General features: G+C 66.8%; 22 protein-coding genes. 10 read left to right on the forward strand and 12 right to left on the reverse strand.

What is annotated here, in order from left to right:
- Positions 1-25: 25 nt before the first annotated feature.
- Positions 26-937 (reverse strand): phytanoyl-CoA dioxygenase family protein, encoded by a 912-nt coding sequence (locus KAJ83_RS02255; RefSeq protein WP_210680384.1) that lies wholly within the window; start codon positions 935-937, stop codon positions 26-28.
- A gap of 49 nt (positions 938-986) precedes the next feature.
- Between KAJ83_RS02255 and KAJ83_RS02260 the strand changes: the two genes are divergently transcribed.
- Together KAJ83_RS02260 and KAJ83_RS02265 are read left to right on the forward strand one after the other, a co-directional pair.
- Positions 987-1,499, forward strand: coding sequence for an Lrp/AsnC family transcriptional regulator (locus KAJ83_RS02260; RefSeq protein ID WP_210680385.1), 513 nt, complete (start codon positions 987-989; stop codon positions 1,497-1,499).
- Positions 1,500-1,620: 121 nt separating this feature from the next.
- Positions 1,621-4,440: a cation-transporting P-type ATPase gene (locus KAJ83_RS02265; RefSeq protein ID WP_210680386.1), complete on the forward strand. Its 2,820-nt coding sequence runs from the start codon at positions 1,621-1,623 to the stop codon at positions 4,438-4,440.
- Positions 4,441-4,462: 22 nt separating this feature from the next.
- Here the strand turns inward: KAJ83_RS02265 and guaA are convergent, their stop codons facing one another.
- The 4 genes from guaA to guaB form a co-directional block, all read right to left on the reverse strand.
- On the reverse strand, positions 4,463-6,040 hold the full coding sequence (gene guaA / locus KAJ83_RS02270; RefSeq protein ID WP_210680387.1) for a glutamine-hydrolyzing GMP synthase: 1,578 nt from the start codon (positions 6,038-6,040) through the stop codon (positions 4,463-4,465).
- A 34-nt stretch (positions 6,041-6,074) separates the two neighbouring features.
- Positions 6,075-7,457 (reverse strand): RsmB/NOP family class I SAM-dependent RNA methyltransferase, encoded by a 1,383-nt coding sequence (locus KAJ83_RS02275; RefSeq protein WP_210680388.1) that lies wholly within the window; start codon positions 7,455-7,457, stop codon positions 6,075-6,077.
- Between the two features lie 97 nt (positions 7,458-7,554).
- Positions 7,555-7,824: a SemiSWEET transporter gene (locus tag KAJ83_RS02280; RefSeq protein WP_210680389.1), complete on the reverse strand. Its 270-nt coding sequence runs from the start codon at positions 7,822-7,824 to the stop codon at positions 7,555-7,557.
- Between the two features lie 38 nt (positions 7,825-7,862).
- Positions 7,863-9,326, reverse strand: coding sequence for an IMP dehydrogenase (gene guaB / locus KAJ83_RS02285; RefSeq protein WP_210680390.1), 1,464 nt, complete (start codon positions 9,324-9,326; stop codon positions 7,863-7,865).
- Between the two features lie 356 nt (positions 9,327-9,682).
- On the opposite strand from guaB, the gene KAJ83_RS02290 reads away from it, so the two are divergent.
- The gene (locus KAJ83_RS02290; protein ID WP_379786867.1) at positions 9,683-11,263 is read left to right on the forward strand and encodes a peptide chain release factor 3; all 1,581 of its coding nucleotides are present in this window, start codon (positions 9,683-9,685) and stop codon (positions 11,261-11,263) included.
- Positions 11,263-11,895, forward strand: coding sequence for a glutathione S-transferase family protein (locus tag KAJ83_RS02295; protein WP_246484222.1), 633 nt, complete (start codon positions 11,263-11,265; stop codon positions 11,893-11,895). Before KAJ83_RS02290 ends, KAJ83_RS02295 begins: the two co-directional genes overlap by 1 nt.
- A 39-nt stretch (positions 11,896-11,934) precedes the next feature.
- Here KAJ83_RS02295 and KAJ83_RS02300 read toward each other — a convergent pair whose 3' ends face one another.
- Complete coding sequence (locus KAJ83_RS02300) at positions 11,935-12,111, reverse strand: hypothetical protein (RefSeq protein ID WP_210680393.1); 177 nt, start codon at positions 12,109-12,111, stop codon at positions 11,935-11,937.
- Between the two features lie 280 nt (positions 12,112-12,391).
- Here KAJ83_RS02300 and KAJ83_RS02305 point away from each other — a divergent pair, with 280 nt between their 5' ends.
- On the forward strand, positions 12,392-14,128 hold the full coding sequence (locus KAJ83_RS02305; protein WP_210680394.1) for a methyl-accepting chemotaxis protein: 1,737 nt from the start codon (positions 12,392-12,394) through the stop codon (positions 14,126-14,128).
- Here the strand turns inward: KAJ83_RS02305 and KAJ83_RS02310 are convergent.
- On the reverse strand, positions 14,125-14,745 hold the full coding sequence (locus tag KAJ83_RS02310) for an EndoU domain-containing protein (RefSeq protein WP_210680395.1): 621 nt from the start codon (positions 14,743-14,745) through the stop codon (positions 14,125-14,127). The genes KAJ83_RS02305 and KAJ83_RS02310 overlap by 4 nt on opposite strands.
- 116 nt (positions 14,746-14,861) lie before the next feature.
- Here KAJ83_RS02310 and uvrA point away from each other — a divergent pair, with 116 nt between their 5' ends.
- The 5 genes from uvrA to KAJ83_RS02335 all read left to right on the forward strand — a co-directional run bounded on the left by uvrA (position 14,862) and on the right by KAJ83_RS02335 (position 21,472).
- A complete protein-coding gene (gene uvrA, locus KAJ83_RS02315; RefSeq protein ID WP_210680396.1) occupies positions 14,862-17,711 on the forward strand; it encodes an excinuclease ABC subunit UvrA in 2,850 nt (949 codons plus the stop codon).
- Positions 17,712-17,720: 9 nt separating this feature from the next.
- Positions 17,721-18,437: a hypothetical protein gene (locus tag KAJ83_RS02320; RefSeq protein WP_210680397.1), complete on the forward strand. Its 717-nt coding sequence runs from the start codon at positions 17,721-17,723 to the stop codon at positions 18,435-18,437.
- A gap of 4 nt (positions 18,438-18,441) precedes the next feature.
- The gene (locus tag KAJ83_RS02325; RefSeq protein WP_210680398.1) at positions 18,442-19,023 is read left to right on the forward strand and encodes a hypothetical protein; all 582 of its coding nucleotides are present in this window, start codon (positions 18,442-18,444) and stop codon (positions 19,021-19,023) included.
- A gap of 173 nt (positions 19,024-19,196) precedes the next feature.
- Complete coding sequence (locus KAJ83_RS02330; protein ID WP_210680399.1) at positions 19,197-20,606, forward strand: peptidoglycan-binding domain-containing protein; 1,410 nt, start codon at positions 19,197-19,199, stop codon at positions 20,604-20,606.
- Positions 20,607-20,683: 77 nt separating this feature from the next.
- Entirely contained in the window at positions 20,684-21,472 is a 789-nt protein-coding gene (locus tag KAJ83_RS02335) for a class I SAM-dependent methyltransferase (RefSeq protein WP_210680400.1), read from the forward strand.
- 30 nt (positions 21,473-21,502) lie between these two features.
- Here KAJ83_RS02335 and KAJ83_RS02340 read toward each other — a convergent pair whose 3' ends face one another.
- The 5 genes from KAJ83_RS02340 to KAJ83_RS02360 form a co-directional block, all read right to left on the reverse strand.
- The gene (locus KAJ83_RS02340; protein ID WP_210680401.1) at positions 21,503-21,721 is read right to left on the reverse strand and encodes a DNA gyrase inhibitor YacG; all 219 of its coding nucleotides are present in this window, start codon (positions 21,719-21,721) and stop codon (positions 21,503-21,505) included.
- A gap of 5 nt (positions 21,722-21,726) precedes the next feature.
- The gene (locus tag KAJ83_RS02345; protein ID WP_210680402.1) at positions 21,727-23,133 is read right to left on the reverse strand and encodes a ribonuclease E/G; all 1,407 of its coding nucleotides are present in this window, start codon (positions 23,131-23,133) and stop codon (positions 21,727-21,729) included.
- A complete protein-coding gene (locus KAJ83_RS02350; RefSeq protein ID WP_210680403.1) occupies positions 23,130-23,717 on the reverse strand; it encodes a Maf family nucleotide pyrophosphatase in 588 nt (195 codons plus the stop codon). The genes KAJ83_RS02345 and KAJ83_RS02350 overlap by 4 nt, the downstream gene beginning before the upstream one ends.
- Positions 23,718-23,787: 70 nt before the next feature.
- Positions 23,788-24,222: an arsenate-mycothiol transferase ArsC gene (locus tag KAJ83_RS02355; RefSeq protein ID WP_210680404.1), complete on the reverse strand. Its 435-nt coding sequence runs from the start codon at positions 24,220-24,222 to the stop codon at positions 23,788-23,790.
- Between the two features lie 50 nt (positions 24,223-24,272).
- Positions 24,273-24,779, reverse strand: coding sequence for a UPF0262 family protein (locus KAJ83_RS02360; RefSeq protein ID WP_210680405.1), 507 nt, complete (start codon positions 24,777-24,779; stop codon positions 24,273-24,275).
- Positions 24,780-24,890: the final 111 nt, after the last annotated feature.

Here is a 24,890-nt window from a genome sequence, read left to right on the forward strand (position 1 = left end):
CCCCGCCCCGCCCCCTATCGCTCCATCAAGCGGCGGACCCGGTGGTCGCCGAAATCCGGCGCCCCGTGGCGCAATAACCGTCGAGCCAATCCGTGCGCCCCGCCTCCGCCGACCAGAGGATGGGAAAGAAACTCTCGTCCAGTGCCGGGTCGCCGACACGTTGATAACGTCGATAAATATAGCCGCCAGGCCGGTCACTGAACCGCGCCGCAGCCGGGACTAAATGCAGGCCGATCGACCGACGCATGCGCTCTCCGCTCCGATTCGGGCCGGAGCCGTGCCAGATCTCCCCCGCATGGAAGACGACGGTGCCCGCGGGCACCTCGACCGGAACGGGCTCGGGCGGCACGATCCCGGCGGATTCCGCCGCCGCGCGCATCTGGGCGCGATAATCCGCCTCGCCGTGGAACGCCTCCGGCAAGGGGCTAAGCGGCCAGAGATGGGAGCCCGGCACATATTCGATCGTCCCCGCCTCCCGGCTGGTATCGTCCAATGTCACCCAGCAGGTGACCGTCCGCGCGGGCTCCAGGAAATCCATGAAGGAGGAATCCTGATGATGGGCGATCGCCTTGGTGCCGGGCGGCTTCCACCAGATCGTATCCTGTCCCAGACGCGCGCCGGACCAGCCCGTGAGAACCGCGGCCGCCCGGCCCACATCCTCCGACAGGGCGAGCCCGGCCACCGTCAAGTCCGCCTTCCAGGCATTCGCCATGTGGCGCGTGACGTCGGGCAGGCTCATCCCCTCGCGCCAGTACCATTCGTCGGGATAGACGCCGGTATCGAAGCGCCCCGCGAAAAGCCTTGGGAACCGTTCGCGCAGCGCGGCGATCCGCTCCCCTGCCAGAACCCGCTCCAGGATCAGGAAGCCGTCGCGCCGAAATCGCGCGATATCGTCCGGTCCGATCGCCGATAGCCGGGGAATATCAAACACCGCCATGCTCGCCATCCATCTGTTCAATTGGCTATATGATGATATTATCCTCGGCATGAGTGGCGATCTAACGAATGAATTACGGAATCAATCCGGGATTCCCGAACTTGACCGAACCGATCTCGGTATTCTGCGCCTTTTACAGAAGGATGCGCGGTTATCGGTGAAGGAGATCGCGGCGCATGTGGGGTTGGCCCCCTCCACGACGCATGAACGGATCAGGCGCCTTCGCGAAGCGGGCGTGCTCGGCGACGCCCATGCGGAGGTCGATCCGAAGGCGCTCGGCATCGGGCTAGAGGCTCTCTTCATGATCGAGTTGTCGAAGCATAAGCGCGGCACCGTCGACCGTTTCATGGACGATATCGTTCAGGTGCCTGAGGTTCGCTCGGCTTTCCTGGTCACGGGGCGCTACGATCTGGTGGTCCATGTAGTGGTACGCGACACGCGCCACCTGAAGGATCTGGCCCTCGACCAGTTCACCAGCCGCCCCGGCACCGCGCGGGTCGAAACCTCGATCATCTTCGACGCCCGTCAGCGCCACGAGTTGCCGGTTTTCGGCCGATCCTAGAGAGATGGTAAAAGCGGGAACAGGCTGATATCCCTTCCATGAGGGCCGAATATCCGGGAGGGCCAAATATCCGGGGCCTTCCGATCCGGCATATTATCAGACGGATACGGACGATACGGGCATGGATGATCCGCGCGCGCACGCCGAACCCGGCGACACCGGCTTCCACACGGTATCCGTCGCGGACGCCCTGGCGGCGGTCGACGGCCGATCGGCGGGGCTCAGCACGGCGGAGGCGGCGCGGCGCCTCTCCCGGTTCGGCCCCAACCGCCTGCCGGCGCCGCCGGGACGGTCCCCTTTGCGACGCTTGCTCGCCCAATTTCACAATGTGCTGATCTATGTGCTCCTCGGCTCGGCGGCGATGACGGCCGCGCTGGGGCACGCAATCGATACGGGCGTGATCCTGGCGGTCGTGATCGCCAACGCGGTCATCGGCTTCATCCAGGAAGGCCGGGCCGAACAGGCGATGGGCGCGATCCGCCGAATGCTTGCCCCGCGCGCCTCCGCGATCCGCGACGGCGAGCGGCGCGGCATCGACAGCGCCGACCTGGTGCCCGGCGACATCGTGATGCTGGACGCGGGCGACAGGGTTCCGGCCGATCTGCGCCTGATGGAGGCGCGCGGCCTGCGGATCGAGGAAGCGATCCTGACCGGCGAATCCGTCCCGGCCGATAAGGCGACGCAGGCCGTCGCCGCCGACGCGCCGGTCGGCGACCGCGCCTGCATGGCCTTCAGCGGCACCCTCGTCGCCGGCGGATCGGGCCGCGGGCTCGTCGTGGCGACCGGAACGGGAACCGAGATCGGCCGGATCAGCGGGATGCTATCCAAGGTCGAGACGCTGACCACCCCCCTGCTTCGACAGATGGATGTGTTCGCGCGCTGGCTGACGGTCGTCATTCTGCTGATCGCCGCCGCGCTCCTCGCCCATGGCCATATCGCCGGGACCTTGCCCTTCGACGAATTGTTCATGGTCGTCGTGGGCCTTTCGGTCGCGGCGATCCCGGAAGGCCTGCCGGCGGTCCTGACCATCACGCTTGCCGTCGGCGTGCAGGCGATGGCACGCCGCAACGCGATCGTTCGCCGTCTGCCGGTGATCGAGACGCTCGGCGCCGTCTCGGTGATTTGCAGCGACAAGACGGGGACCTTGACCCGGAACGAGATGATGGTGGCGACGCTGGCCGCCGCCGGCCACGACTATATCGTCGACGGCGACGGCTATGCGCCCGAAGGGAATATCCGCCGCGCCGACGGGTCGAGCGTCATCCCATCCCCTGCCCCTGGCCCTGGCCCTGCCCCTGCCCCTGGCCCTGCCCCTGGCCCTGCCCCTGGCCCTGGCCCTGCGAACGATCCGGCCGGACAGACGCTGATGATGGAGGTCGCCCACGCTTCCGCGCTTTGCAATGATTCCTCCTTGAGCCGCGACGAGGCGGGCTGGCGGGTGGAGGGGGACCCGATGGAAGGGGCGCTCAAGGCGTTTGCCGGCAAGATCGCGAGGCACGCGCCGGAGCCGTTCGACAACTGGCGGCGGTGCGATGCCATACCGTTCGACGCGGCCCACCGCTACATGGCCGTCCTGCACCACGACCCCGAGGGGCAGGCATTCATCCATGTGAAGGGTGCCCCGGAACGTCTGCTCGCCATGTGCGCGACCCAGCGAACCGCCGATGGGGGCGAAGCACCGCTGGAGTCCGCCTATTGGCACGGCCGGGTGGAGGATATCGCCGCGCTGGGACAGCGCGTGCTGGCCCTCGCCACGCGCGCCATGCCGGGGGATATCGACAGCCTGGAAGGAACGCGGATCGAAGACGGCCTGGTTTTCATCGGTCTCGTCGGATTGATCGACCCTCCCCGGCCGGAAGCCATCACCGCGGTCGCGGAATGCCATGCCGCCGGCATACGCGTGAAGATGATAACAGGCGATCACGCCGCGACGGCCAAGGCGATCGCCCGACAGGTCGGCCTGCGCCATCCCGACGCGGTCCTGACCGGCGCGGATATCGAAGCCCTGGATGACGCCGCCCTCGCGGCGGCGGTCGTGGATACCGATGTCTTCGCACGGACCAGCCCGGACCATAAGCTACGCCTCGTCACCGCGTTGCAATCGCATGGGCTGACCGTCGCCATGACCGGCGACGGCGTGAACGACGCCCCCGCGCTGAAGCGGGCGGACGCCGGTATCGCGATGGGACGGAAGGGCAGCGAGGCGGCGAAGGAGGCATCGGTCCTCGTCCTCGCCGACGACGATTTCGCCTCGATCGCCGCCGCCGTCCGCGAGGGGCGCACGGTCTACGACAATATCAAGAAGGTCATCGCCTGGACGCTTCCCACCAACGCCGGCGAGGCGCTGACCATCATCGTCGCGCTCCTCTTCGCGATGGCCCTGCCGATCACAGCCGTTCAGATTCTATGGATCAACCTGATAACCGCGATCACGCTCGGCCTCGCGCTCGCCTTCGAGCCGACGGAGGACAACACGATGAACCGGCCGCCCCGGCCGCGTCACGAACCATTGCTGACCGGGGCGCTGGTCTGGCGCATCGTCTTCGTCTCCGTGCTGTTCCTGATCGCCGTCTTCGGCATGTACGCCCATGCCATCGGCAAGGGATACGACCCCGCGCTCGCCCGGACCATATCGCTCAACACCCTCGTGGTGCTGGAGATCTTCAATCTGTTCTTCGTGCGGAACATCCATGGCACGTCGCTGACATGGAAGGCCGTGCGGGGTACGCCCATCATCTGGGCCTGCGTGATCGCGGTCACCCTGGCCCAGTTCGCGGTGACCTACCTGCCCCCGCTGCAACTCGTCTTCGGAACGCGGGCCGTACCGCTTGCCGACGGCATTGCGATCGTCGCCGTCGGCGCCCTCTTCCTTGTCCTCGCCGAGGGGGAGAAGCAACTGACCCTGCGGCTCCTCCGGCGGACGAAACCCGGCCCGCCTTAAAGTCGGGCGCGGGGTCTCCGCCTCACTCCCACTCGATCGTGCCGGGCGGCTTGCTGGTCACGTCGTAGACGACGCGATTGACGCCGCGTACCTGATTGATGATGCGGGTCGCGCAGCGGCTCAGGAAATCGTGCGGGAAGGGGTAGCTGTCGGCGGTCATGCCGTCGGTGGAGGTTACCGCGCGCAGGGCCAGCACATGGTCGTAGGTGCGCGCGTCGCCCATGACGCCGACCGTGCGCACCGGCAGCAGCACCGCGAAGGCCTGCCAGATCGCGTCATAGAGGCCGGCATTGCGAATTTCCTCCAGATAGATCGCATCGGCCTTGCGCAGGATATCGCACGCCTCCCGCGTGACCGGCCCGGGGATGCGGATCGCGAGCCCCGGCCCGGGAAAGGGATGCCGGCCAATCAACGCCTGGGGCAACCCCAGTTCGCGACCAAGGACGCGAACCTCGTCCTTGAACAGTTCGCGCAGCGGCTCCACCAGCTTCATGTTCATGCGATCCGGCAGACCGCCGACATTATGGTGGCTCTTGATCGTGACGGAGGGGCCGCCGGCGAAGCTGACACTCTCGATCACATCGGGATAGAGCGTGCCCTGGGCCAGGAAATCGGCGCCGCCGACCTTCTTCGCCTCCTCCTCGAACACATCGATGAAGAGACCGCCGATGATCTTGCGCTTCTTCTCCGGATCGTCGACACCGTCCAGCCTGCCGAGGAACAGGTCCGAGGCGTCGCGATGCACCAGTGGGATGTTGTAGTGATCGCGGAACAGGGTCACGACCTGCTCCGCCTCGCCCTGACGCATCAGGCCGTGATCGACCAGGATGCAGGTCAGCCGCTCCCCGATCGCCTCATGGATCAGCACGGCGGCGACGGAGCTGTCCACCCCGCCGGACAGGCCGCAGATCACCCGGCCGTCCGGCCCCACCTGCTCGCGGATGCGCTGAATCGCGTCCTGCTTGAAGGCGGCCATGGTCCAATCGCCGCTGCACCCGCAGACCACATGCACGAAATTGGAGAGAAGCCGCGCGCCGTCCGGCGTATGCACCACCTCCGGATGGAACTGCACGCCGTACATGCGCTTCTCGTCGTTCGCGATGGCGGCGAAGGGGGCGCCGTCGCTGCGCCCGACGATGCGGAATCCCTCCGGCAGCTTGGTAACGCGGTCGCCGTGGCTCATCCAGACGCGCGCGCTGTCGCCCCGCTGCCATACGCCCTCGAACAGGCCGCAGGGCTCCGTCACCTCGACATCCGCGCGGCCGAATTCCTGATGGTCGTGGGTCTCCACCTGTCCGCCCATCTGGGCGACCATCGTCTGCTGGCCATAGCAGATACCGAGCACGGGTACCCCCAGCGCGAAGACCACCTCCGGCGCGCGCGGTGTGTCGCTTCCGGTGACGCTGGCCGGCCCGCCGGAGAGGACGACCCCCTTCGGATCGAAGGCGCGGATCTGCGCCTCGTCGAAATTGTTGAAGGGGTGAATCTCGCAATAGACCCCGGCCTCGCGCACGCGGCGCGCGATCAACTGCGTCACCTGGGAGCCGAAATCGAGGATCAGGATCTTCTGCGTCTGGTTCATGTCTTCGATTTCGCTCATGTCCCGCTCCTCGCTCCCTTACGCTCTCTGCCTGTCAGGCCAGCTTGCGGCCCATCACGGCCACGAAAAATCCGTCCACCCCTTGCGCGCCGGGCGATAGGCGAAGGCTCGTCGCGCCCGCCGGCGCGGGGCACGCGCCACCGTCCTGTGCCGTGCCCTGTTGGGCCGCCACCGTTTCCGCCCAGACATCCGCGATCGGATAGGCGAAGAAATCCGGACGCTCCGCCAGGAAGGCCGCGACCCGCGCCTCGTTCTCCTCCGCCAACCATGAGCAGGTGACATAGACGAGCCGCCCGCCCGGCGCCACCAGGCGCGCGGCGCTATCCAATATCTGGCCCTGAATTTCAATCAGCCGCTCCAGATCGGCCTCGGTCGTCTTCCATTTCTGGTCCGGGTTGCGCCGCCAGGTGCCGGTGCCGGTACAGGGCGCATCGATCAGCACCCGGTCATAGAGGCTGCCCTTGCCGCCCTTCGCGCTCGCCGCGCGCTTCACCCACTTGTCGCGCTCGCTCGTCAGCGGCCGGCGTTCCACGATGAAGACACCGGCACGCTTGAGGCGCTGGGCCGCGCGCTTCAGCCGGTTCTCGGACGTATCGCAGGCGACGAGACGCCCGGTATTGTTCATCCGCGCGGCGAGCGCCAGCGACTTGCCCCCCGCCCCGGCGCAGAAATCCACCACCCGCTGTCCCGGCCGCGCATCGGTAAGCAGGGCGGCGAGTTGGCTGCCCTCGTCCTGCGGCTCCACCAGTCCCTGCTTGAAGGCCCGCGTGCCGCTCAACGGCGCCCGCCCGGCGAGGCGCAGCCCGACGGGGGAATAGGGTGTCTCGACCGCGACCAGCCCCTCCTCCGCCAGCGCGGCCTTGGCGGCCGCCCGGTCGGCCTTCAGCGTGTTGACGCGCAGGTCGACCGGCGCCTCCTCCAGATAGGCCGACGCCTCGGCATCGGCCCGCTCGCCATGGATATCGGCGAAACGCGCCGCCAGCCATTCGGGGGCATTGGCACGGGCGGCGACCGGCTGGCAGCCGAAGTCGAAGCCGCGCTGGCTCGTCAATTCGATCGCGACGCGCTTCTCGCGCATGCGCAGCGGCTCCGGCGCGAAACGCGCGCCGTCGCAGGCCTTCTCCAGATCGGTAAGGCGCCAGCCCTCCCCCAATTGCAGCCAGACCAGCAACCGATCGCGCGCGGCGGGCGGATGGCCGGGATCGACCCCGCGCGTACGCTCCAGCCACCAATCGATCTGGCCGCGCCGGCGCAGCACGCCATAGACCATGGTGGCGATCGCCTGACGGTCCTTCGACCCGGCATAGCGGTTGCCGCGCGCCCAATCCGCCAAAACCTTATCGGCCGGGGGGGCGTCGGGCGCCTCCAGTATCTCCAGGATATCGATCGCCGCGGAAAGCCTGCCGCCGGGGGTCATTCGCCCACCTCCGGCAAGCGTCCGCGCAGTCCGCCGCAGGGCACGGGAGCCTCAAGGTTCTCATCAAAAAAGGTAGAAGCCACGATCCTCTTACGCCCTAGCCGTGCCGCAGCTTGAAATAGAGGATCGCGCCCGCCAGCAGGAAAGTGACCGCGTTGGCCGCGACCAGCGGCAGATCGCCGATCATCAGCCCATAGGTCAGCCACAGCACGATCCCCGTCGTCAGCACCAGAAACATCCCCAGCGAGATATCCCGGGTCGAGCGCGTGCGCCATGTCTTGATCACCTGCGGCAGGAAGGCGACCGTCGTGCAGGTTCCCGCCAGCATTCCGATCGCCTGAACCGCCCAATGCACTTCCTGCACCATGGGTATGGCTCCCTTCCCCCGGATCCTCACCGCCCGGATCAACTGTCCAGTTGATAGTTGGGCGATTCCTTGGTGACCGTGATGTCGTGAACATGGCTTTCCCGCAAGCCCGCGCCCGTGATGCGACGGAAATGGCTGTAGCCGTGCAGCGTCGCGATATCGGCGCAACCGGTATAGCCCATCGCCGCGCGCAGCCCGCCGACCAGTTGGTGGATCACGCCCGCGACCGGCCCCTTATAGGGAACGCGGCCCTCGACCCCCTCGGGCACGAACTTATGGCTCTCCGCGATATCCTCCTGGAAATAGCGGTCGGCGGAGCCGCGCGCCATCGCCCCGGCGGAGCCCATGCCGCGATAGGCCTTGTAGGAGCGCCCCTGGAACAGGAACACCTCGCCCGGCGCTTCCTCCGTCCCGGCCAGAAGGGAGCCGATCATGACGCAATCCGCGCCGGCCGCGATCGCCTTGGCCACGTCGCCGGAGAATTTGATGCCGCCATCGGCGATGGCCGGTACGCCATGCTTCCGGCAAACCTCGGAGGCCTCCATGATCGCGGTCAATTGCGGCACGCCGACGCCCGCGACGATGCGGGTGGTACAGATCGAGCCGGGACCGATGCCGATCTTGACCGCGTCCGCGCCGGCATCGATCAGGGCCTGGGCGCCATCGGCCGTCGCCACGTTGCCGGCGATCACCTGGGCATAGTTGGACAGGCGCTTCACCGCCTCCACCTGATCCAACACGCCCTTGGAATGACCGTGGGCGGTATCGACGACGATCACGTCGGCCCCGGCCTCCAGCAGGGCCTCCGCGCGTTTCAGCCCGTCGGCGCCCGCGCCCGTCGCGGCGGCGACGCGCAGGCGCCCTTCCTCGTCCTTGCAGGCATTGGGGAAGGCGCGGCTCTTCTCGATATCCTTGACCGTGATAAGCCCGACGCAGCGGTTGTCGCCATCAACGACCAGCAGCTTCTCGATCCGGTGCTTGTGGAGAAGACGCATCGCCTCCTCCCGGCCCACGCCTTCGGGAACGGTGATGAGCTTACGGCTCGTCATCAGTTCCTTGACCGGGGTCGTCCCCTCCTCCGCGAAGCGCACGTCGCGGTTGGTCAGGATACCGACCAGCTTGCGCGAGCGCTTGGAGACCACCGGAATGCCGCTGATCTTGTTGCGGTCCATGATGGCCAGCGCCTCGGCCAGCGTGCGGTCCGGCGTGATGGTGATCGGGTTGACGACCATGCCGCTCTCCGAACGCTTGACGGAGCGGATCTCGTTCGCCTGCTCCTCCACCGTCATGTTCTTGTGAACGACGCCGACGCCACCCTGCTGGGCCATGGCGACGGCCAAACGCCCCTCCGTTACCGTATCCATCGCCGCCGAGATCAGCGGAATATTGAGACGAATGCGGGTGGTGAGTTGCGTCGAGGTATTGGTCGCCGCCGGCAGGACCTCCGAACGTCCCGGCTGGAGCAGCACGTCGTCGAATGTGAGGGCTTCCTGAATCGGCATGGGGCGCATCCCTTCGAAAATGTGGCGGCCCGTGGGCTGTCGGGCCGGGATGCGGGTGGAAAATAGACAAGGCGGGCATTTTTTAAAGGGAAAATTTGGCGACACATGCAAATCGAAGCTTTTTTTGGCCGTTCAGATATCGAACGGCTGCAACTCGTCCTTCATGCGTGCGTGTTTACCCTCAGCTTCATGCGGATGATTCGCCGGCTGAACATCCCGGAAAGTCCCGCGTGCGGGGTTCGCGTATCCCCTCGCGCCGCCGGGACGGTTCGGGAACTGCCCCTTGAACCGCCCCGATGGCGGCAGTAGAACCGCGCTCTCGGCTTTATCAGGCGGATCGAAGAGGATCGACACCCGTGCCCGACGTGCCCCTGAACGAGGCGGCGCTGAACCGCCGTACCTTCGCGATCATCTCGCATCCGGACGCCGGCAAGACGACGCTGACGGAAAAGCTGTTGTTGCGCGGCGGCGCCATCCATCTGGCCGGCGAGGTCAAGGCGAAGGGCGAGCGGCGGCGCGCGCGATCCGACTGGATGAAGATCGAGCAACAGCGCGGTATCTCCGTCACCACCTCGGTCATGCACTTCATTCGCGGCGCTGTGCATTATAATCTGTTGGACACGCCGGGCCACGAGGATTTCTCGGAGGACACCTACCGAACCCTGACCGCCGTCGACAGCGCCATCATGGTGATCGACGGCGCCAAGGGCATAGAGCCGCAGACCCGCAAGCTGTTCGAGGTCTGCCGCATGCGCGACGTGCCGATCACCACCTTCATCAACAAGATGGACCGCGAAACGCGCGACCCCTTCGAGTTGATGGATCAGATCGCGGACGAGTTGCAACTCGACGTCACGCCGCTGACCTGGCCGATCGGTGTCGGGCAGGATTTCATGGGCTGCTACGATCTGGTGCGCGACCGGCTGCTGCTGATCGGCGCGGACAGGATGGAATCGGTGGAGGTCGACGGCCTCGACGATCCCAGGATCGCCGACTATGTGCCGGAGCGCCTGCTGGACAAGCTGCGCGAGGAAGCCGAGCTCGCCCGCGAGGCATGCCCCGATTTCAATATCGACGCCTTCCGCCAGGGACATATGACCCCGGTCTTCTTCGGCAGCGCGCTGCGCAATTTCGGCGTCGGACAGGTCCTCGACGCGCTTGAGGATTACGCGCCGCCGCCGCGCGCGCAATCGACGGACAAGCGGACGGTCGACCCGTTGGAGGACAAGGTCACCGGCTTCGTCTTCAAGGTACAGGCGAACATGGACCCGAACCACCGGGACCGCATCGCCTTCGTGCGTCTCGTCTCCGGGCGCTTCAAGCGCGGCATGAAGCTGAAGCATGTGCGCTCCGGCAAGCCGATGGCGATCTACAACCCCATCCTGTTCTTCGCCCAGGATCGCGAGTTGGCGGAGGAAGCCTTCCCCGGCGACATCATCGGCGTGCCGAACCACGGCACGCTGCGCGTCGGCGACACCTTGTCGGAGACGGACGAGCTGCGCTTCACCGGCATCCCCGACTTCGCGCCTGAAATCCTGCGCCGTGTGCGTCTGGACGACCCGATGAAGGGCAAGCATCTGCAACGCGCCCTGGAAAGCCTGGCGGAAGAAGGCGTCACCCAGGTGTTCAAGCCGGAGCTCGGCGCCAACTGGATCGTCGGCGTGGTGGGGCAACTCCAACTCGACGTGCTGGCCGCGCGGATCGAGGCCGAATACGGCATCAAGGTTACCCTGGAACCCGCGCCATTCGAGACCGCGCGCTGGGTTGCCGCGGACGACGCGAAGACACTCGACACCTTCGCCGGATCGGTCCGCAGCGCCATGGCGCACGACCGTGACGGCAATCCGGTCTTCATGGCGCGGAATATGTGGGAACTGAACCACCAGCTACAATCGAACCCGGATATCCGCTTCACCAAGACGAAGGAACGCGCGTGATGGCCTTCACCCTCTATGGCGCGCCGGGCAGCGGCAATTGCCATAAGGTGGCGCGGATGCTGAAGCTCTGCGACCTGCCCGCGACCTACCGCTTCATCAATCTGATGGAAGGCGCGCAGCACGACCCGGCTTTCTGGGAGATCAGCCCCCTGGGCGAGATTCCGGTATTGGTGGACGGCGGCAAGGCACTCTATCAATCGCCGCTGATCCTCAAGCATCTGGCGGAGAAGACGGGCCGCTTCGGCCCCGACACCGCGGACGAACGCTATCGGATGGATAGCTGGCTGATCTTCGACCAGCAGCGCATCTTTCCCTCGATCGCGGTAAAGCGCTTCACGATGCGATTCACCCCGCAATTCGGCAATCCGGAAGTCTATGCCTTCCTGGATATGAATGCCCGCCGGGCGCTGCGCGAACTGGATCGCGCGCTTTCCGTCTCCGATTATCTGGTGGGCGCCTCGCCGACCATCGCCGATATCGCGTGCAGCGCCTATCCGCTGATGGCCGGGGAAGCGGAGATTGATATCCCCGCCGAATGGCCCGCCGTGGCAGCCTGGCTCGACCGGCTGACGGCGCTTCCGGGCTGGGTCGCCCCCTATGATTTGATGGGCCGGGAAGACGGGCCGCTCTAAGGCATCCGCGGCCGGCGGGATGGTCTCCCTACCATGTCGTCATTCCATCCGCCCCAGGATCGGCACCAGGAAGACGATACAGGCCAGGAAGAACAGCACGGCGCCCCCCAGGGCCCATAAATCCCCCGCCTTCCAGGCGGAGACGATGAAGCCGATCGAACTGGCGATGAAGACCAGCCAGCCGGCGACCGCCCAGGACCGCGCCTTCCTCACCATTCCCCTCCCGTCGGGAGGGCCGCGCGAATCCGGGTGGCGAGGCCCCACCCCCCATTCCTTCCAGCGTTCTTCCCAAGGTTCTCCCCAAGGTTCGTCATCGACCCGGAAACTCCGTAATAGCCTAAATATCGTACAAGATGGCTGGTCGGCGCCACCAATCGCCTACCGAAGATTGCGGATTCGTTAAGTCTTCGGCAACCTCTTCCCCGTAACGGAGTATGGTGGGGTTTAGACCTAAAGGTTGGGGCGACGATAAAATCAACGGGGAAGGACTGAAGCAATGTCCAGGGGATTTTCCAAGCTCGGCATGGTTCCGAGAACCATCACGGTCACGACGGGGCTTCTGATCGCGGCAATCGCGCTCATCAGCGCGGTGATCCTCTATCTCATCTCGGCCGAGATCGAGCAGCAGGTCATCGACCGCCAGGAAACCAGCCTGCGCGCCGCCGCGGAAGTGATGACGGACCGCTTCTCCGACTTCGAGGCGAGCTATGACTCCGACGGCAATGTCAATCGGTTGGAAATGCCGGCGATCCCCGATTTCGACTCGCATGAGATGATCGATAAGGTCGGCCGCATCACCGGCGAGACCGCGACCGTCTTCGCCTTCGAGCCGGAGAACGGCGATTTCTGGCGCCGTACCACCAATATCGTCAAACCGGACGGCAACCGCGCGGTCGGCACGCAACTGGGCATAGATGGGGCCGTCCACCCCGTGGTCTCCGCCGGCGATACATTCCGGGGGCAGGCGACCATCCTGGGTCTCGATTATTACACGATCTACGAACCGATCTTCGGCCCCGGGGACGAGGTGATCGGCATCCTTTATGCCGGGGTGCTGAAATCCGAGGTCCAGGCCCTGCTGCACCAATTGGCCCTGGCGCTGGCACTCATGGCGCTCGCCGTCGTGGTGCTCAGTGTCCTGACCGCGACGCTGACCTTCCGCCGGATGCTGGCGCCGATCCCCCGTCTCGCCCGGTTGATGACGCGGATGTCGGAAAGCGGGGAAGCCGTCGACATCCCCTATGTCGAACGGTCGGACGAAGCCGGCGTGATGGCCCGCGCCCTTCGCGTCTTCCAGGAAAAGACCCAGGAAGCGGCGCATCAGACGGCTGAGAACGAACGCCTTCGCGAGGAGCAGCGAGGCCGCGACGCCGCGCGGGAGGAAGAACGGCGCGAGGCGATGAAAACACTCGCGGACGAGTTCGAACGCTCCGTCGGCGAAATCACGCGGCGCCTCGCCGCCTCGGTCGAATCCCTGCGCACGGCCAGCACCAGCATGGGCGAGGCCGCCAGCGATTCCAGCGAACGCTCCAACGAAACGGCCCGGGCGGTCGAGACCGCCGCCGATAGCGTCAATATGGTGGCCAGCGCGTCGGAGGAGCTTTCCGCCTCGATCCGCGAGATCAGCGAGCAGGTCGCGGAAAGCTCCCGCATCGCCAGTTCCGCCGTCGACGAGGTGCGCAACACCGGCCAGACCGTCGGCGAACTGGCCCGCGCGGCGGAGGAAATCGGCGGCGTGATCGAGCTCATCAACGATATCGCGGAGCAGACCAACCTGCTGGCCCTCAACGCGACGATCGAGGCCGCCCGCGCCGGCGAGGCCGGAAAGGGCTTCGCCGTCGTGGCGAGCGAGGTCAAATCCCTCGCCGAGCAGACCGCCAAGGCGACCGAACAGATTTCCTCCCGGATCACCGCCATGCAGTCCAACACCAAGGGAACGGTGGATGCGATGAAAGGTGTCGGCGAGACCATCGAGCGGATCAACGAGATCGCCGGCACGATCGCCGCCGCCGTGGAGGAACAATCGGCCGCCACGCAGGAGATTTCCTCCAACGCCTCCCAGGCGGCGCGGGGAACCTCCACCGCCTCCGAGGGCGTGCAAGGCGTGCGCGAGGCCGCCGAGGCCGTCGGCGAGAGTTCAACGGGGGTGAAAACGCTCTCCGGCGACCTCTCCCGCGATACGGACGCCTTGAAGCACGAGGTCGAGGGTTTCCTGACGAAGGTGCGGACCTAGCGGGCCTCGCAGGCCGCGTTCGGCCGGGGGTGGGCCAGCGGATAGGCGGTGCGCACGATCCGCTCGGCCCGGCTGCGCCAATAGCCCTCCAGGGTGAGGGGGGAGCCGTCGTCGCCCCGGCAGTAGGTCGTCGCCCCCACGTTCCCGTCGCTTTCAGGCGCCGAGGGTCCGCGCCATTTACCGTTCGGATAGCGGCATATGGCATTCGCCGCGGCATGCGCGATGGAGGCGATAACCTGAGCCGGCGCGCAACGGTCGGGATAGAAGCTGCTGATCCCGCGCTTCTCATGCCAGATGCCGTCCTGCCGCACGGCGATTCCGGTCGCGACATAGACGCCGGTCGCCCCGTTGCGTTCGATCACCGCGCCGATACGCGCGCCGTCCGCGTCCCGGCCGCCGGGCCGGTGATGATAGCCCGATCCGCGGTCCCGGCCGTTCACCTCCCCGCAGAACAGGTGCGGACGTTCCACCGGCGGTTCCGTCCGGCTCAACAGGGGCGCGCCCAGGGAACAAGTTTCCGCCTCCGCCGTCAGCGGGGCCGCGAACCCGACAGACGCCATCGCGAGAAGCAGGAAAAACAGATGGCGCGCGAATGCGCCCTGGCGCGAAAATTTCATTGCCCTACATCATAGTGCGGGGGTGCGGGAGTGGTCCCGTATCCTTATAGTGTCCGACTGACTTCCACCCGGGCCCGATCCGGGTGTTCCGACACCAACTCTATGCCAGAGGCCCCATGTCCGTCAGCATTCGAGTGCGCGGCGCGCGCGAGCACAATCTTAAGAACGTCGATGTCGATCTGCCCCGGGACAAGCTCGTGGTGGTCACGGGCTTGAGCGGCTCGGGCAAGAGTTCGCTCGCCTTCGACACGATCTATGCCGACGGCCAGCGCCGCTATGTGGAGAGTCTCTCCGCCTATGCCCGGCAATTCCTGGAGATGATGCAGAAGCCGGACGTGGATTCGATCGAGGGGTTGTCGCCCGCCATCTCGATCGAGCAGAAGACAACCAGCAAGAATCCGCGCTCCACCGTCGGCACGGTGACGGAAATCTACGACTATATGCGCCTGCTATGGGCGCGCACGGGCGTCCCCTATTCCCCCGCCACGGGCCTGCCGATCGAAAGCCAGACGGTCAGCCAGATGGTCGACCGCGTGCTCGCCATGCCGGAGGGGACGAAGCTCTATCTCCTCGCCCCACTGGTGCGCGGCCGAAAGGGGGAATACCGCAAGGAATTCGTGGAACTCCAGAAGAAGGGCTTTCAGCGCGTCAAGGTCGACGGCAAGTTCCACGAGATCGAGAACGTCCCCGCCCTCGACAAGAAGCTCAAGCACACGATCGACGTCGTCGTGGACCGTATCGTCGTGCGCGAGGGGCTGGAACAGCGGCTGGCGGATTCGGTGGAAACCGCGCTCGGCATCTCCGACGGCCTGCTCGTGGCGGAGAACGCGGAGGATGGCGAGCAGACCATCTTCTCCGCCAAATTCGCCTGCCCTGTCTCCGGCTTCACCATCCCGGAGATAGAGCCGCGCCTCTTCAGCTTCAACAACCCCTTCGGCGCCTGCCCGGCCTGCGACGGTATCGGGACGGAAATGACCTTCGATGAAGGTCTGGTCGTTCCCGATCCGGGAAAGAGCCTGCACCAGGGCGCGATCGCCCCCTGGGCCAACAGCTCCAGCCCCTATTACAAGCAGACGCTGGAAGCCCTGGCCAGGCATTACGGCGCCGGCATCCAGGCCAAGTTCGAGGATCTGCCGCAAGAAGCGCGCGCCGCCATCCTCTATGGCACCGACGATATCATTACCTTCCGCTACGATGACGGGCTGCGCACCTACAAGACGGAGAAGAACTTCGAGGGCGTGATCCCCAACATGCAGCGGCGCTATCGCGAGACCGAAAGCAATTGGAGCCGCGAGGAACTGTCGAAATACATGACGGTCACGCCCTGCGATGCCTGCGGCGGCCACCGTCTGAAGCCGGAGGCATTGGCGGTCAAGGTCGCCGGCCGCCATATCGGAGAGGCCGCGCAACTGTCGATCGCCGAGGCGCATGCCTGGTTCTCCGGTGTCGAGGAGCATATGACCGCCCAGCAGGCGGAAATCGCCCACCGCATTCTGAAGGAAATCAACGAGCGGCTCGGCTTCCTGGTTAATGTAGGACTTGAATATCTGACTCTAAGCCGAAATTCCGGAACGCTTTCCGGCGGCGAGAGCCAGCGTATTCGTCTTGCGTCCCAGATCGGCTCCGGCCTGACGGGCGTGCTCTATGTGCTGGACGAACCGTCGATCGGCCTGCACCAGCGCGACAACGACCGGCTGCTCGAGACGTTGAAACGACTGCGCGACATCGGCAACACGGTGATCGTGGTCGAGCATGACGAGGAGGCGATCCGCGCCGCCGATTACCTCGTCGACATGGGGCCGGGCGCCGGCGTCAATGGCGGCCATCTGGTCGCCGCCGGCACGCCGGAGGAGGTGCTGAAGGTCGAGGAGAGCGTGACCGCCCAGTACCTGACAGGCGTCATGCAGATCCCCGTTCCCGACACGCGCCGCACCGGCCACAGGGGGCAATTCCTGAAGGTCGTCGGCGCGCGGGAGAACAACCTGAAGAATGTCGATGCGACCATCCCGCTCGGCACCCTCACCTGTGTCACGGGCGTATCCGGCTCCGGCAAGTCGACCCTGATCCTGGAGACGATGCAGCATGCGCTCGGCCGCGTGCTGATGGGCGAGAAGGCCCAGCCCGGCGCCCATGACCGGATCGAGGGCATCAAGTTCCTGGACAAGGTCATCGACATCGACCAGTCGCCGATCGGGCGCACGCCGCGCTCCAATCCCGCGACCTATACCGGCGCCTTCACGCCGATCCGCGATTGGTTCGCGGGCTTGCCGGAAGCGAAGGCGCGCGGCTATCAGGCGGGACGCTTCAGCTTCAACGTCAAGGGCGGCCGCTGCGAGGCCTGCCAGGGCGACGGCGTCATCAAGATCGAGATGCACTTCCTGCCCGATGTCTATGTCACCTGCGACCAGTGCGACGGCCAGCGCTATAACCGCGAGACGCTGGAGGTCAAATACCGCGATAAATCCATCTCCGACGTGCTGGAGATGACGGTCGACGAGGGGGCGGAGTTCTTCAAGGCCGTGCCGTCGATCCGCGACAAGATGGTGACGCTGCAGCGCGTCGGTCTCGGCTATATCAAGGTCGGCCAGCAGGCGACGACGCTGTCCGGCGGCGAGGCGCAGCGGGTCAAGCTCGCCAAGGAGCTTTCCAAGAAGGCGACCGGCCGCACCCTCTATATCCTGGACGAGCCGACGACGGGGCTGCATTTCGCCGATGTCCACAAGCTGCTGGAGGTGCTTCAGGCCCTGGTCGACAGCGGTAACACCGTGGTCGTGATCGAGCATAATCTGGAAATCATCAAATCGGCCGACTGGCTGATCGACCTCGGCCCCGAGGGGGGCAACAAGGGCGGCGAGATCGTGGCCCAGGGCACGCCGGAGGAGGTCGCCGTGGTGGAACGCAGCTATACCGGCCGTTACCTCGCCCCCTATCTGCCGAAGGTGGCGACGAAGAAGAAGGCGAGTTAAGGGACGGTCATGTTGCGGCGGACGCTCTTTCCTCTGACGCTGTTGTTGCTCGCCGGGTGTCTCGGTTTCGGGGGCGGCGACGCCCCGCCGGGCACGCCCCCCACCTCATCCACCCCATCCGCCAAAGCCCCCGCGCCGAAGCCGGCGACCCCCATCCCCGCCGAAAGCGAAACCGCCGAAGCCACGGCGGACAGGTCGGATGGGACGCCCCCCGCCGCCCTGTCGCCCACGAGCGATTGGACGATGATCACCCGCCGCCAGGGGGAGGACGGCGCGCTGATCGAATTCATCCCCCAGGGGGAAACCGCCGCCACCTGGACCAAGATGGCGAGCGTGACGCAAGCCAGGCTGGGCGCGCCGGCAAGCGCCATGAAGGTGCGACGCTATCTGTTCCAGCCCTTGCGCGAACGCTGCGCCGACGCGACGGTCGAGGTTCTATCCCAAAGCCCCCCCGGCGTCGGCGACGTACGGGACGAGGCGGTGCTGATCTGCGAGGGATTCGACCGCACCGGACTGCCGGCGGCGATCAACACGAAACGCCACAGTCTGCTCTATGTCGATGCGCGGGCGACGCGAACCGGATACGAGACGTTCCAATTCACCTGGCATCATGACAGCATCCCGGCGCGGACCTATCGGGAGTCCCCCCTGTTCGACGGCGAGGCACGCGCCTGGCGACGCGGCATGGAACAGGCGCTGACCGGCGCCCAGGCACCGGGAAGCTGACCGGATGCCCACCCCCCGGATGCCCACCCCGCCGAACGCGCCTCCCCCCGGCATGGTGAAGGGCGTCGGCGTGCCCGGGCGCTGGCCCCGGACACACGCGCCGGAAGGATGGCCCGGCCCGGTCGATTTCCCGATCGACCCCGGCCGGAACCGGCGCAACGGAATAACCATCCTGATCTTCGCGGCGGTCGGAGGCTGTGCCTATTTCGCGCTGGGTGGCGGCGCGGTCCTGGGCTGGATCGTCGCGCTTGTGGTCGTGGCCCTGATCGCGGGCAGCCTCGTGCGCGTGCAGGGCGACGCCTCCGCCCTGCGCTTCACCCGCGAGGGCATGGAATTCGTCGGCACCCGCCCGCCGAAGCGCCATCGCTGGGACGAAATATCCGGTATCGACCCGATGGATATCCCTTGGGGCCTGCCCATCGGACACGCCAAGCGGGGTCAACGCGTGGTGCGCGTCACGTTGAAACCCAGGACACGCTATGGCCAACCGGATCATGAGGTCGTGCCGGCGGGCCCGGGCGTGGATGCCGACGGCCTCGCCCAGGCGATCGAAGGGTGGTGGCGCTATGCGACGCGCCCCTGGTAATCTCGCCCTTGGGTACGGATACGGATGCAATGCGCGCCCCACTCTTTTTCCCGCACGAAGCAGGAGAAACGGGGCATGATTGCCATGTCGCACCGATGAGTCCTCCGCCCCTGGATATCGTCCGTGCTAGAATTTCCCGAGAGCTTGGGGCAAGATCATCGGGGAGGGTCGACATGACGCTGCGGCGGCTCCTTATCCTGTTGCTTTTCTGTCCGCTGGTGCTCGCGGCCGCGCCCGGGGCGGAGGACGACCCCGGCGCGCCGCCGACTCTGCGCGCGCTGCGGCTGAACGATGCGGAGATCACGCGCCTGCAACGCGCGATGATCGAACTGGGTCTTTTGACCGGCCCGGCGACCGGCCGTTATGACCGGGCGAGCGACGATGCCCTCATGCGATTCCGCCGGGAAGCGGGGCTCGACCCCAAGGCCGCGATCGGCGAGGACACCCTCAAGCGTCTGGAGCAACGCGCCGCCGCCGCGATCCTGATCGACGACCTGCAAGAAGCGCGACGCGCCGAAATCGCGAAGGCGCGCGAAGCCCTGCTGTCCGATCCGGCGACGCGGGACTTGGTCGTCGACGTGCTGTCCCCCGCCGACGCGACACGCGATCCCGGCCCGTGCCTGGACGCCCCGACCGTCCGATGCCTGCTCCATGAGGCGGGGGAGAGCGCCAAGGCCGTGGCCGACGCGGCGCGACGGGATTGGGCCTTTTCCGAAATCCTGGCGGTCGAGATGCGTGCCGGTCTGGACCGCGAGGCGCTGGAGACCATGCGCCGGATCGCCGACCCGCGTCGGATACTGCATGCCTTGCGCGACATCGCGATCGACCATGCCCGGCGTGGCGATTTCGCGGCCGCGCTGGCGGCGGCGGACCGTATCCCGGACGACAAGACCCGGCGGGCCGCCCTCGACGGCATCGCGCGCGTCGGCCTGCCTCCGGATCATGCCCCCGCTACCCTGCCCGAACCGGGCGAAAAGTCGAACGACCTCGTAAAGGCCAATATCGCACCGCGCCACCAGGCGATCGACCTCATCGACCTCGCGCTTGCCCGGATACGGACCGGCGATATTGCCGGTGCGCGCGCGCTGCTCGAGGAAGGGGCGCGCATGATCGACGGGCTCGCGCAAGAGCACCGCCGGTCCTTCCCCCGCTATCGCATGGCCCTCGCACGGCTCTCGCTTGCCGCGCGAACGGAAAGCGCGCGCGACCTCGACCCCGTCCCGACGATGATCGACGAGCCGCATCTGCGCGCCCAGATCTATGCCCGCCTTGCCGATCTTCGCCGGCGCCTCGGCCTTCCCGGCGCGCCGGAGGCGGAGGAGAAGGCCGAAGCGGCCCTGGCCGAGGTGCCAAGCCGTCTGCGGCGCATCTGGACCGCGGCCGACATCGCGAGAACCCTGCACCGGGCGGAGTCCGACGCGGCATCGGCGCGATATCTCAACCACGCCCGCACGGAGGCGGCCCAGTACCGCACCCCCTGGGGACGTGCCAGGGCGCTCGCCAGGCTCGCGCTCGCCTATCTCGAAAGAGCCGACGGCTCGACGGCGGCCCCACCAACCAGCGGACCACACCGCCCGGAATGACGAACGGGAACCGACGCCCAGGACGAAGCCCCATGATTAGGACGCGCGAGTAAATGCACCCGGATGAAGGAAGCCGGATGAACCTGTTGGGAAGCGGTGGATTCAAGGATCACTTCTCCGCCAGCGCGGCGGCCTATCGGCGCAGCCGGCCCGGCTATCCGGACGGGCTTTTCGCTTGGCTCGCGGGTCTGCCGGCGGCCGGGGAACGGAACGCCACCGCCTGGGACTGCGGCTGCGGCAATGGGCAGGCCAGCATCGGCCTCGCCCGCCATGTCGGCCATGTCATCGCCACCGACCCCAGCGCCGGGCAAGTCGCGCGCGCCGCGGCTCACCCCCGCATCCGCTATCTGGCCGCCCCCGCCGAGCGCACGCCGATCGCGGCGGACAGCATCGACCTGGTCGTCGCCGCGCAGGCGGCCCATTGGTTCGACATTGACGCCTTCTATCGCGAGGTTCGCCGTGTCGCCCGGCCGGGGGCCGTCGTCGCGCTGATAACATACGGACCGCTGCGCGCCTCAGGCACTCTCGACACCGTCCTGTCCGATATCTATCACGGGCCGGTCAATGCCCATTGGCCGCCGGAACGCGCGCATGTGGAGGCGGGTTATCGCACCCTGCCCTTCCCGTTCGCGGAGATCGCGCCGCCCGTCTTCGCCATGCGGGCGCGCTGGCCGATGGAGAGGCTGGTCGATTACATCTCCACCTGGTCGGCGGTGAAGGTCTATCGCGAGGCCACGGGCACCGACCCGATTCCCGAAGCCCGCGCGCGGATCGCCGATGCCTGGGGCGATCCCATGCGACGGCGCGAAATCCGATGGCCCCTCAGCCTACGGGTCGGGCACGTCCATGGCGACGGGATGGTCTGAGTCGCCCACCCACCCCGGACCAAAAGGCGATCACCAGCGCCCGGGACCGCCGCCATCCGGATCGACCTCGTCGGAAGACGTCCCTTCCTCCGTCGGAATACGATAGTGCTCACCCAGCCAGCGATTGAGGTCCACCTGACGACACCGGTCGGAACAGAAGGGTTTCGTCGCCTCCTGCACCGGTTCGCGGCAGATCGGACAACGCGCCTTGCCGGCCCGTTTTCGCGGCTTTCGGTCGGGGTCGAACATTGGCCCTATCGCTCCAGATCGATGCGGGGGGGCACGCTATCCGGGCCGCGCCGAATTTCCAAGGGGCGGCCCAATCGCCGCTCGCAATCCGCACGCGCCGTGGCCAAGGGGCCATCGAGGGCGCGCTCCACCACATCGGACGCCGTCACCACAGGCCGCCCCGGCCCGGGATTACGCAAGACCGCACGCAGGATCGCGGCGGCCTGGGCGTCCGGCGCCGGGGCGGGGTCGCCCATCGGTGCGTGGTGAAGTTCCCCCAGGCTAGGCCCCGTGCGCTGGCGGGTGATCTCGATCAGACCGGCGGCGGTGACACCCAGCACGTCGGTCTTCACAGGGTCACCCTTCACGGCCGCGCGCATGGCATCGACCAGCGCGCGCATGCGGCCTTTCGCACGCAGGGTCACGCAATCGATGACGATCAGGCCGGAGAGATTGCGCAGCCTGATCTGGCGCGCCGCCTCCTCGCAGGCGCGTTTGTTGAGGCGGAATACCGCCTCGTCCTTCAGCCCGCCGCCGTCGGCGGACCGGCCGCTGTCCACGTCGATGACGGTCATCGCCTCCGTATCGTCGATGGTGAGGCGCCCGCCCCCGGGGATCGAAACATGCCGGGAGAGGGCATCCGCGATTTCGTCCGCGATTCCCGCACGCTCCAGCAGGGCGCCCTTGGCCGGATCGGCGAAGGCAATCCCGGCGGCGAGGTCGGGCCAATCGCCCTCGACCCGCTGTTTCAGGCGCTGGAAGAAGGCTCGGTCGTCCGTCGCGACACGACTTTCCGCCGGTGCGTCGCGCACTTGGCGCAGGGCGAAATCCGCCGGCGCCTCCAGGATCGCCGGCGGCTTCGCCCCCTTCAGCGCCTGTTCCACCGCCGCGCGGCGGGCGGCGAGACGCCGGAGGTCAGCCAGCAGCGCCGCCTCCCCCACGGCCGCCGCCGGCGCACGGACCTGCAAGCCATCATCCAGGCCGCTCGCCCCCATCGCGTCCAGCGCACGGGCCAGAATCTCCTCCAGCTCCGCCCGCCGCTTGCCCTGGCCGAGCGCGCGCGCCCAGGAGATGCCCTGCCGTCCGGCGGTCCAGCTCAAATACCGCTCATGCAGCGTCCAGGCGCGGGTAACGGCCGCGCCCTTGCCGCCATGGGCGTCGCGGCTCACCTGCACCGCGATCGCCGCCCCCTGGGTCAGCTTTCCCGCCTTGGCCAGCAACCCGTCGCCGATCGATCCGAGATCGAGGAAGGCGGCCCCCGTCTGCCCGTCGACCGAGGTGACGCGCGCCGCAAGGATGGTTTCCACGGCGGCCGGGCGGCCGTTGCGGTCGATCGCCAGATGGCGCAGCCGCCCCTCCTCCGCGTCGAGCAGGGCCGCGCGCCGTTCCCCCGGGCTCGCATCGATATAAAGCTCGCCACCCGCATCCGTCATCGCGCCATGATCCCGAAACTTTCAAGAAGGTTCGCCGTCTCGAACAGGCCGAGACCGACGACATTGCTGTAGGAACCGTTGACCTGCCGCACGAAAGCGGCGGCGCGCCCCTGGATCGCGTAACCGCCCGCCTTGCCGTGCCAGTCGCCGCTTTCGATATAGCGGTCGATCTCGGCCCGTGTCAGTCGCTTGAAGGCGACCGCCGTCTCGACCAGGCGATGACGGGCGGTGCCGTCCGGTCCGATCGCCGTGATGCCGCCATGAACGCGGTGACGCCGGCCGCTCAGGAAGGCAAGGCAGGCGCGTGCCGTCGCCTCGTCCTCCGCCTTGGGCAAGGCCCTGCGGCCGACCGCCACAACGGTATCGGCGGCAAGGATGACGGCATCCCCCCCCACCCCGCCGGACACCACCGCCGCCTTTCCGGCCGCCAGACGCGCGGCGAGCGCGCGCGGCAACTCGTCCCGGCCCGGTGTCTCGTCGATCTCCGCCGGGACAATTCCGGCGGGCTCGATCCCGATCTGGCGTAGCAGGTCGAGCCGTCGCGGGCTGGCCGATGCGAGAAGGAGGCGCGGCGCGGCCGTCATGCGCGCCCTCCCGCCCGCGAAGCGCACGCCACCGCGCCGGCCGGTGTCTTCATATCCAAGAGCGTCTCCCTCATTCCTCCACCCCGAACCGTTTGGCGAGGCGCTGGCGAAGCTGGTCGCGCACCTGCCGATAGGCATCGAGGCGTTGTTCGCGCGACCCCTCTATGATGGTGGGATCGAAGGTATTCCAGAATTCGACATCGCAGGCCATGGTCCGGGTCAGCTCCACCGCGTGGTGCTGCGCCTCCGGGGAAAGCGCGATGATCAGATCGAAGGAGGTATCCTCCAACTCATCGAAGGTCTTGGGATTGTGGTTCGAGAGATCGACGCCGATCTCCTTCATAATCTCCACCATCATCGGATCGGTCTCGCCTTCCCGCGCCCCGACGGAATCGACGTAGATTCTATTGCCCATCAATTGCTTCAGGAGCCCCTCGGCCATCGGGGAGCGCACCGCATTCATGGTGCAGCAGAACATGACGGCATCCGGCAGATCCACGTCCATCCTGGCGTCCTTCAAGCCCCGTGTCCGACCGCTCTCCCCGTCAGTGTTCGTCAGCCACGAATATGCAGGACGCAAATCAGGGTGAAGAGACGCCGCGCCGTCGCCTTGTCCAGTTCGATCTTCTCCCTCAACCGTTCGATCAGCAGGTCCGATCCCTCGTTGTGCAGGCCCCGGCGGGCCATGTCGATGGTTTCGATCTGGCTGGGCGAAAGCTTCTTGATCGCGTCGAAATAGCTCTCGCAGATCTGAAAATAATCCCGGATGAGCGCGCGGAACGGGCTGAGCGGCAAGGTGACGGCGGTAAGCGCCCCACCCGCCTCCGAGGAGATGGTGAACAGAAGCCGTTTTCCGTCCTCGATCGACAGCACGACCTTATAGGGGCCTGTGAAATCGCCGGCCGGGCGGAAACGGTTCATGTCGAGGAGGTCGTAGATCGCGACCGCCCGCTCATGCTCGATCTCCGGGGCACGGCGCACGACGGACTGTTCGTCGAGACGGATATCGACGATCCGCTCCGTGCCTTCGCTTGCGCTCTGGACGCCGTTCCGCTCCGACATGCTCGTTCCTCCAGGCTCTTGGGCCATGCGCTCGCCAGCGCCGTTTCCCGCCGGCCACGATTATCGGGATTTCCGGCCCATCCGTCGAGGCGGGCGGGAGATGGCGCGCGC

The organism is Marivibrio halodurans, from assembly GCF_017963645.1.
Classification (GTDB): Bacteria; Pseudomonadota; Alphaproteobacteria; order UBA8366; family Aestuariispiraceae; genus Marivibrio; species Marivibrio halodurans.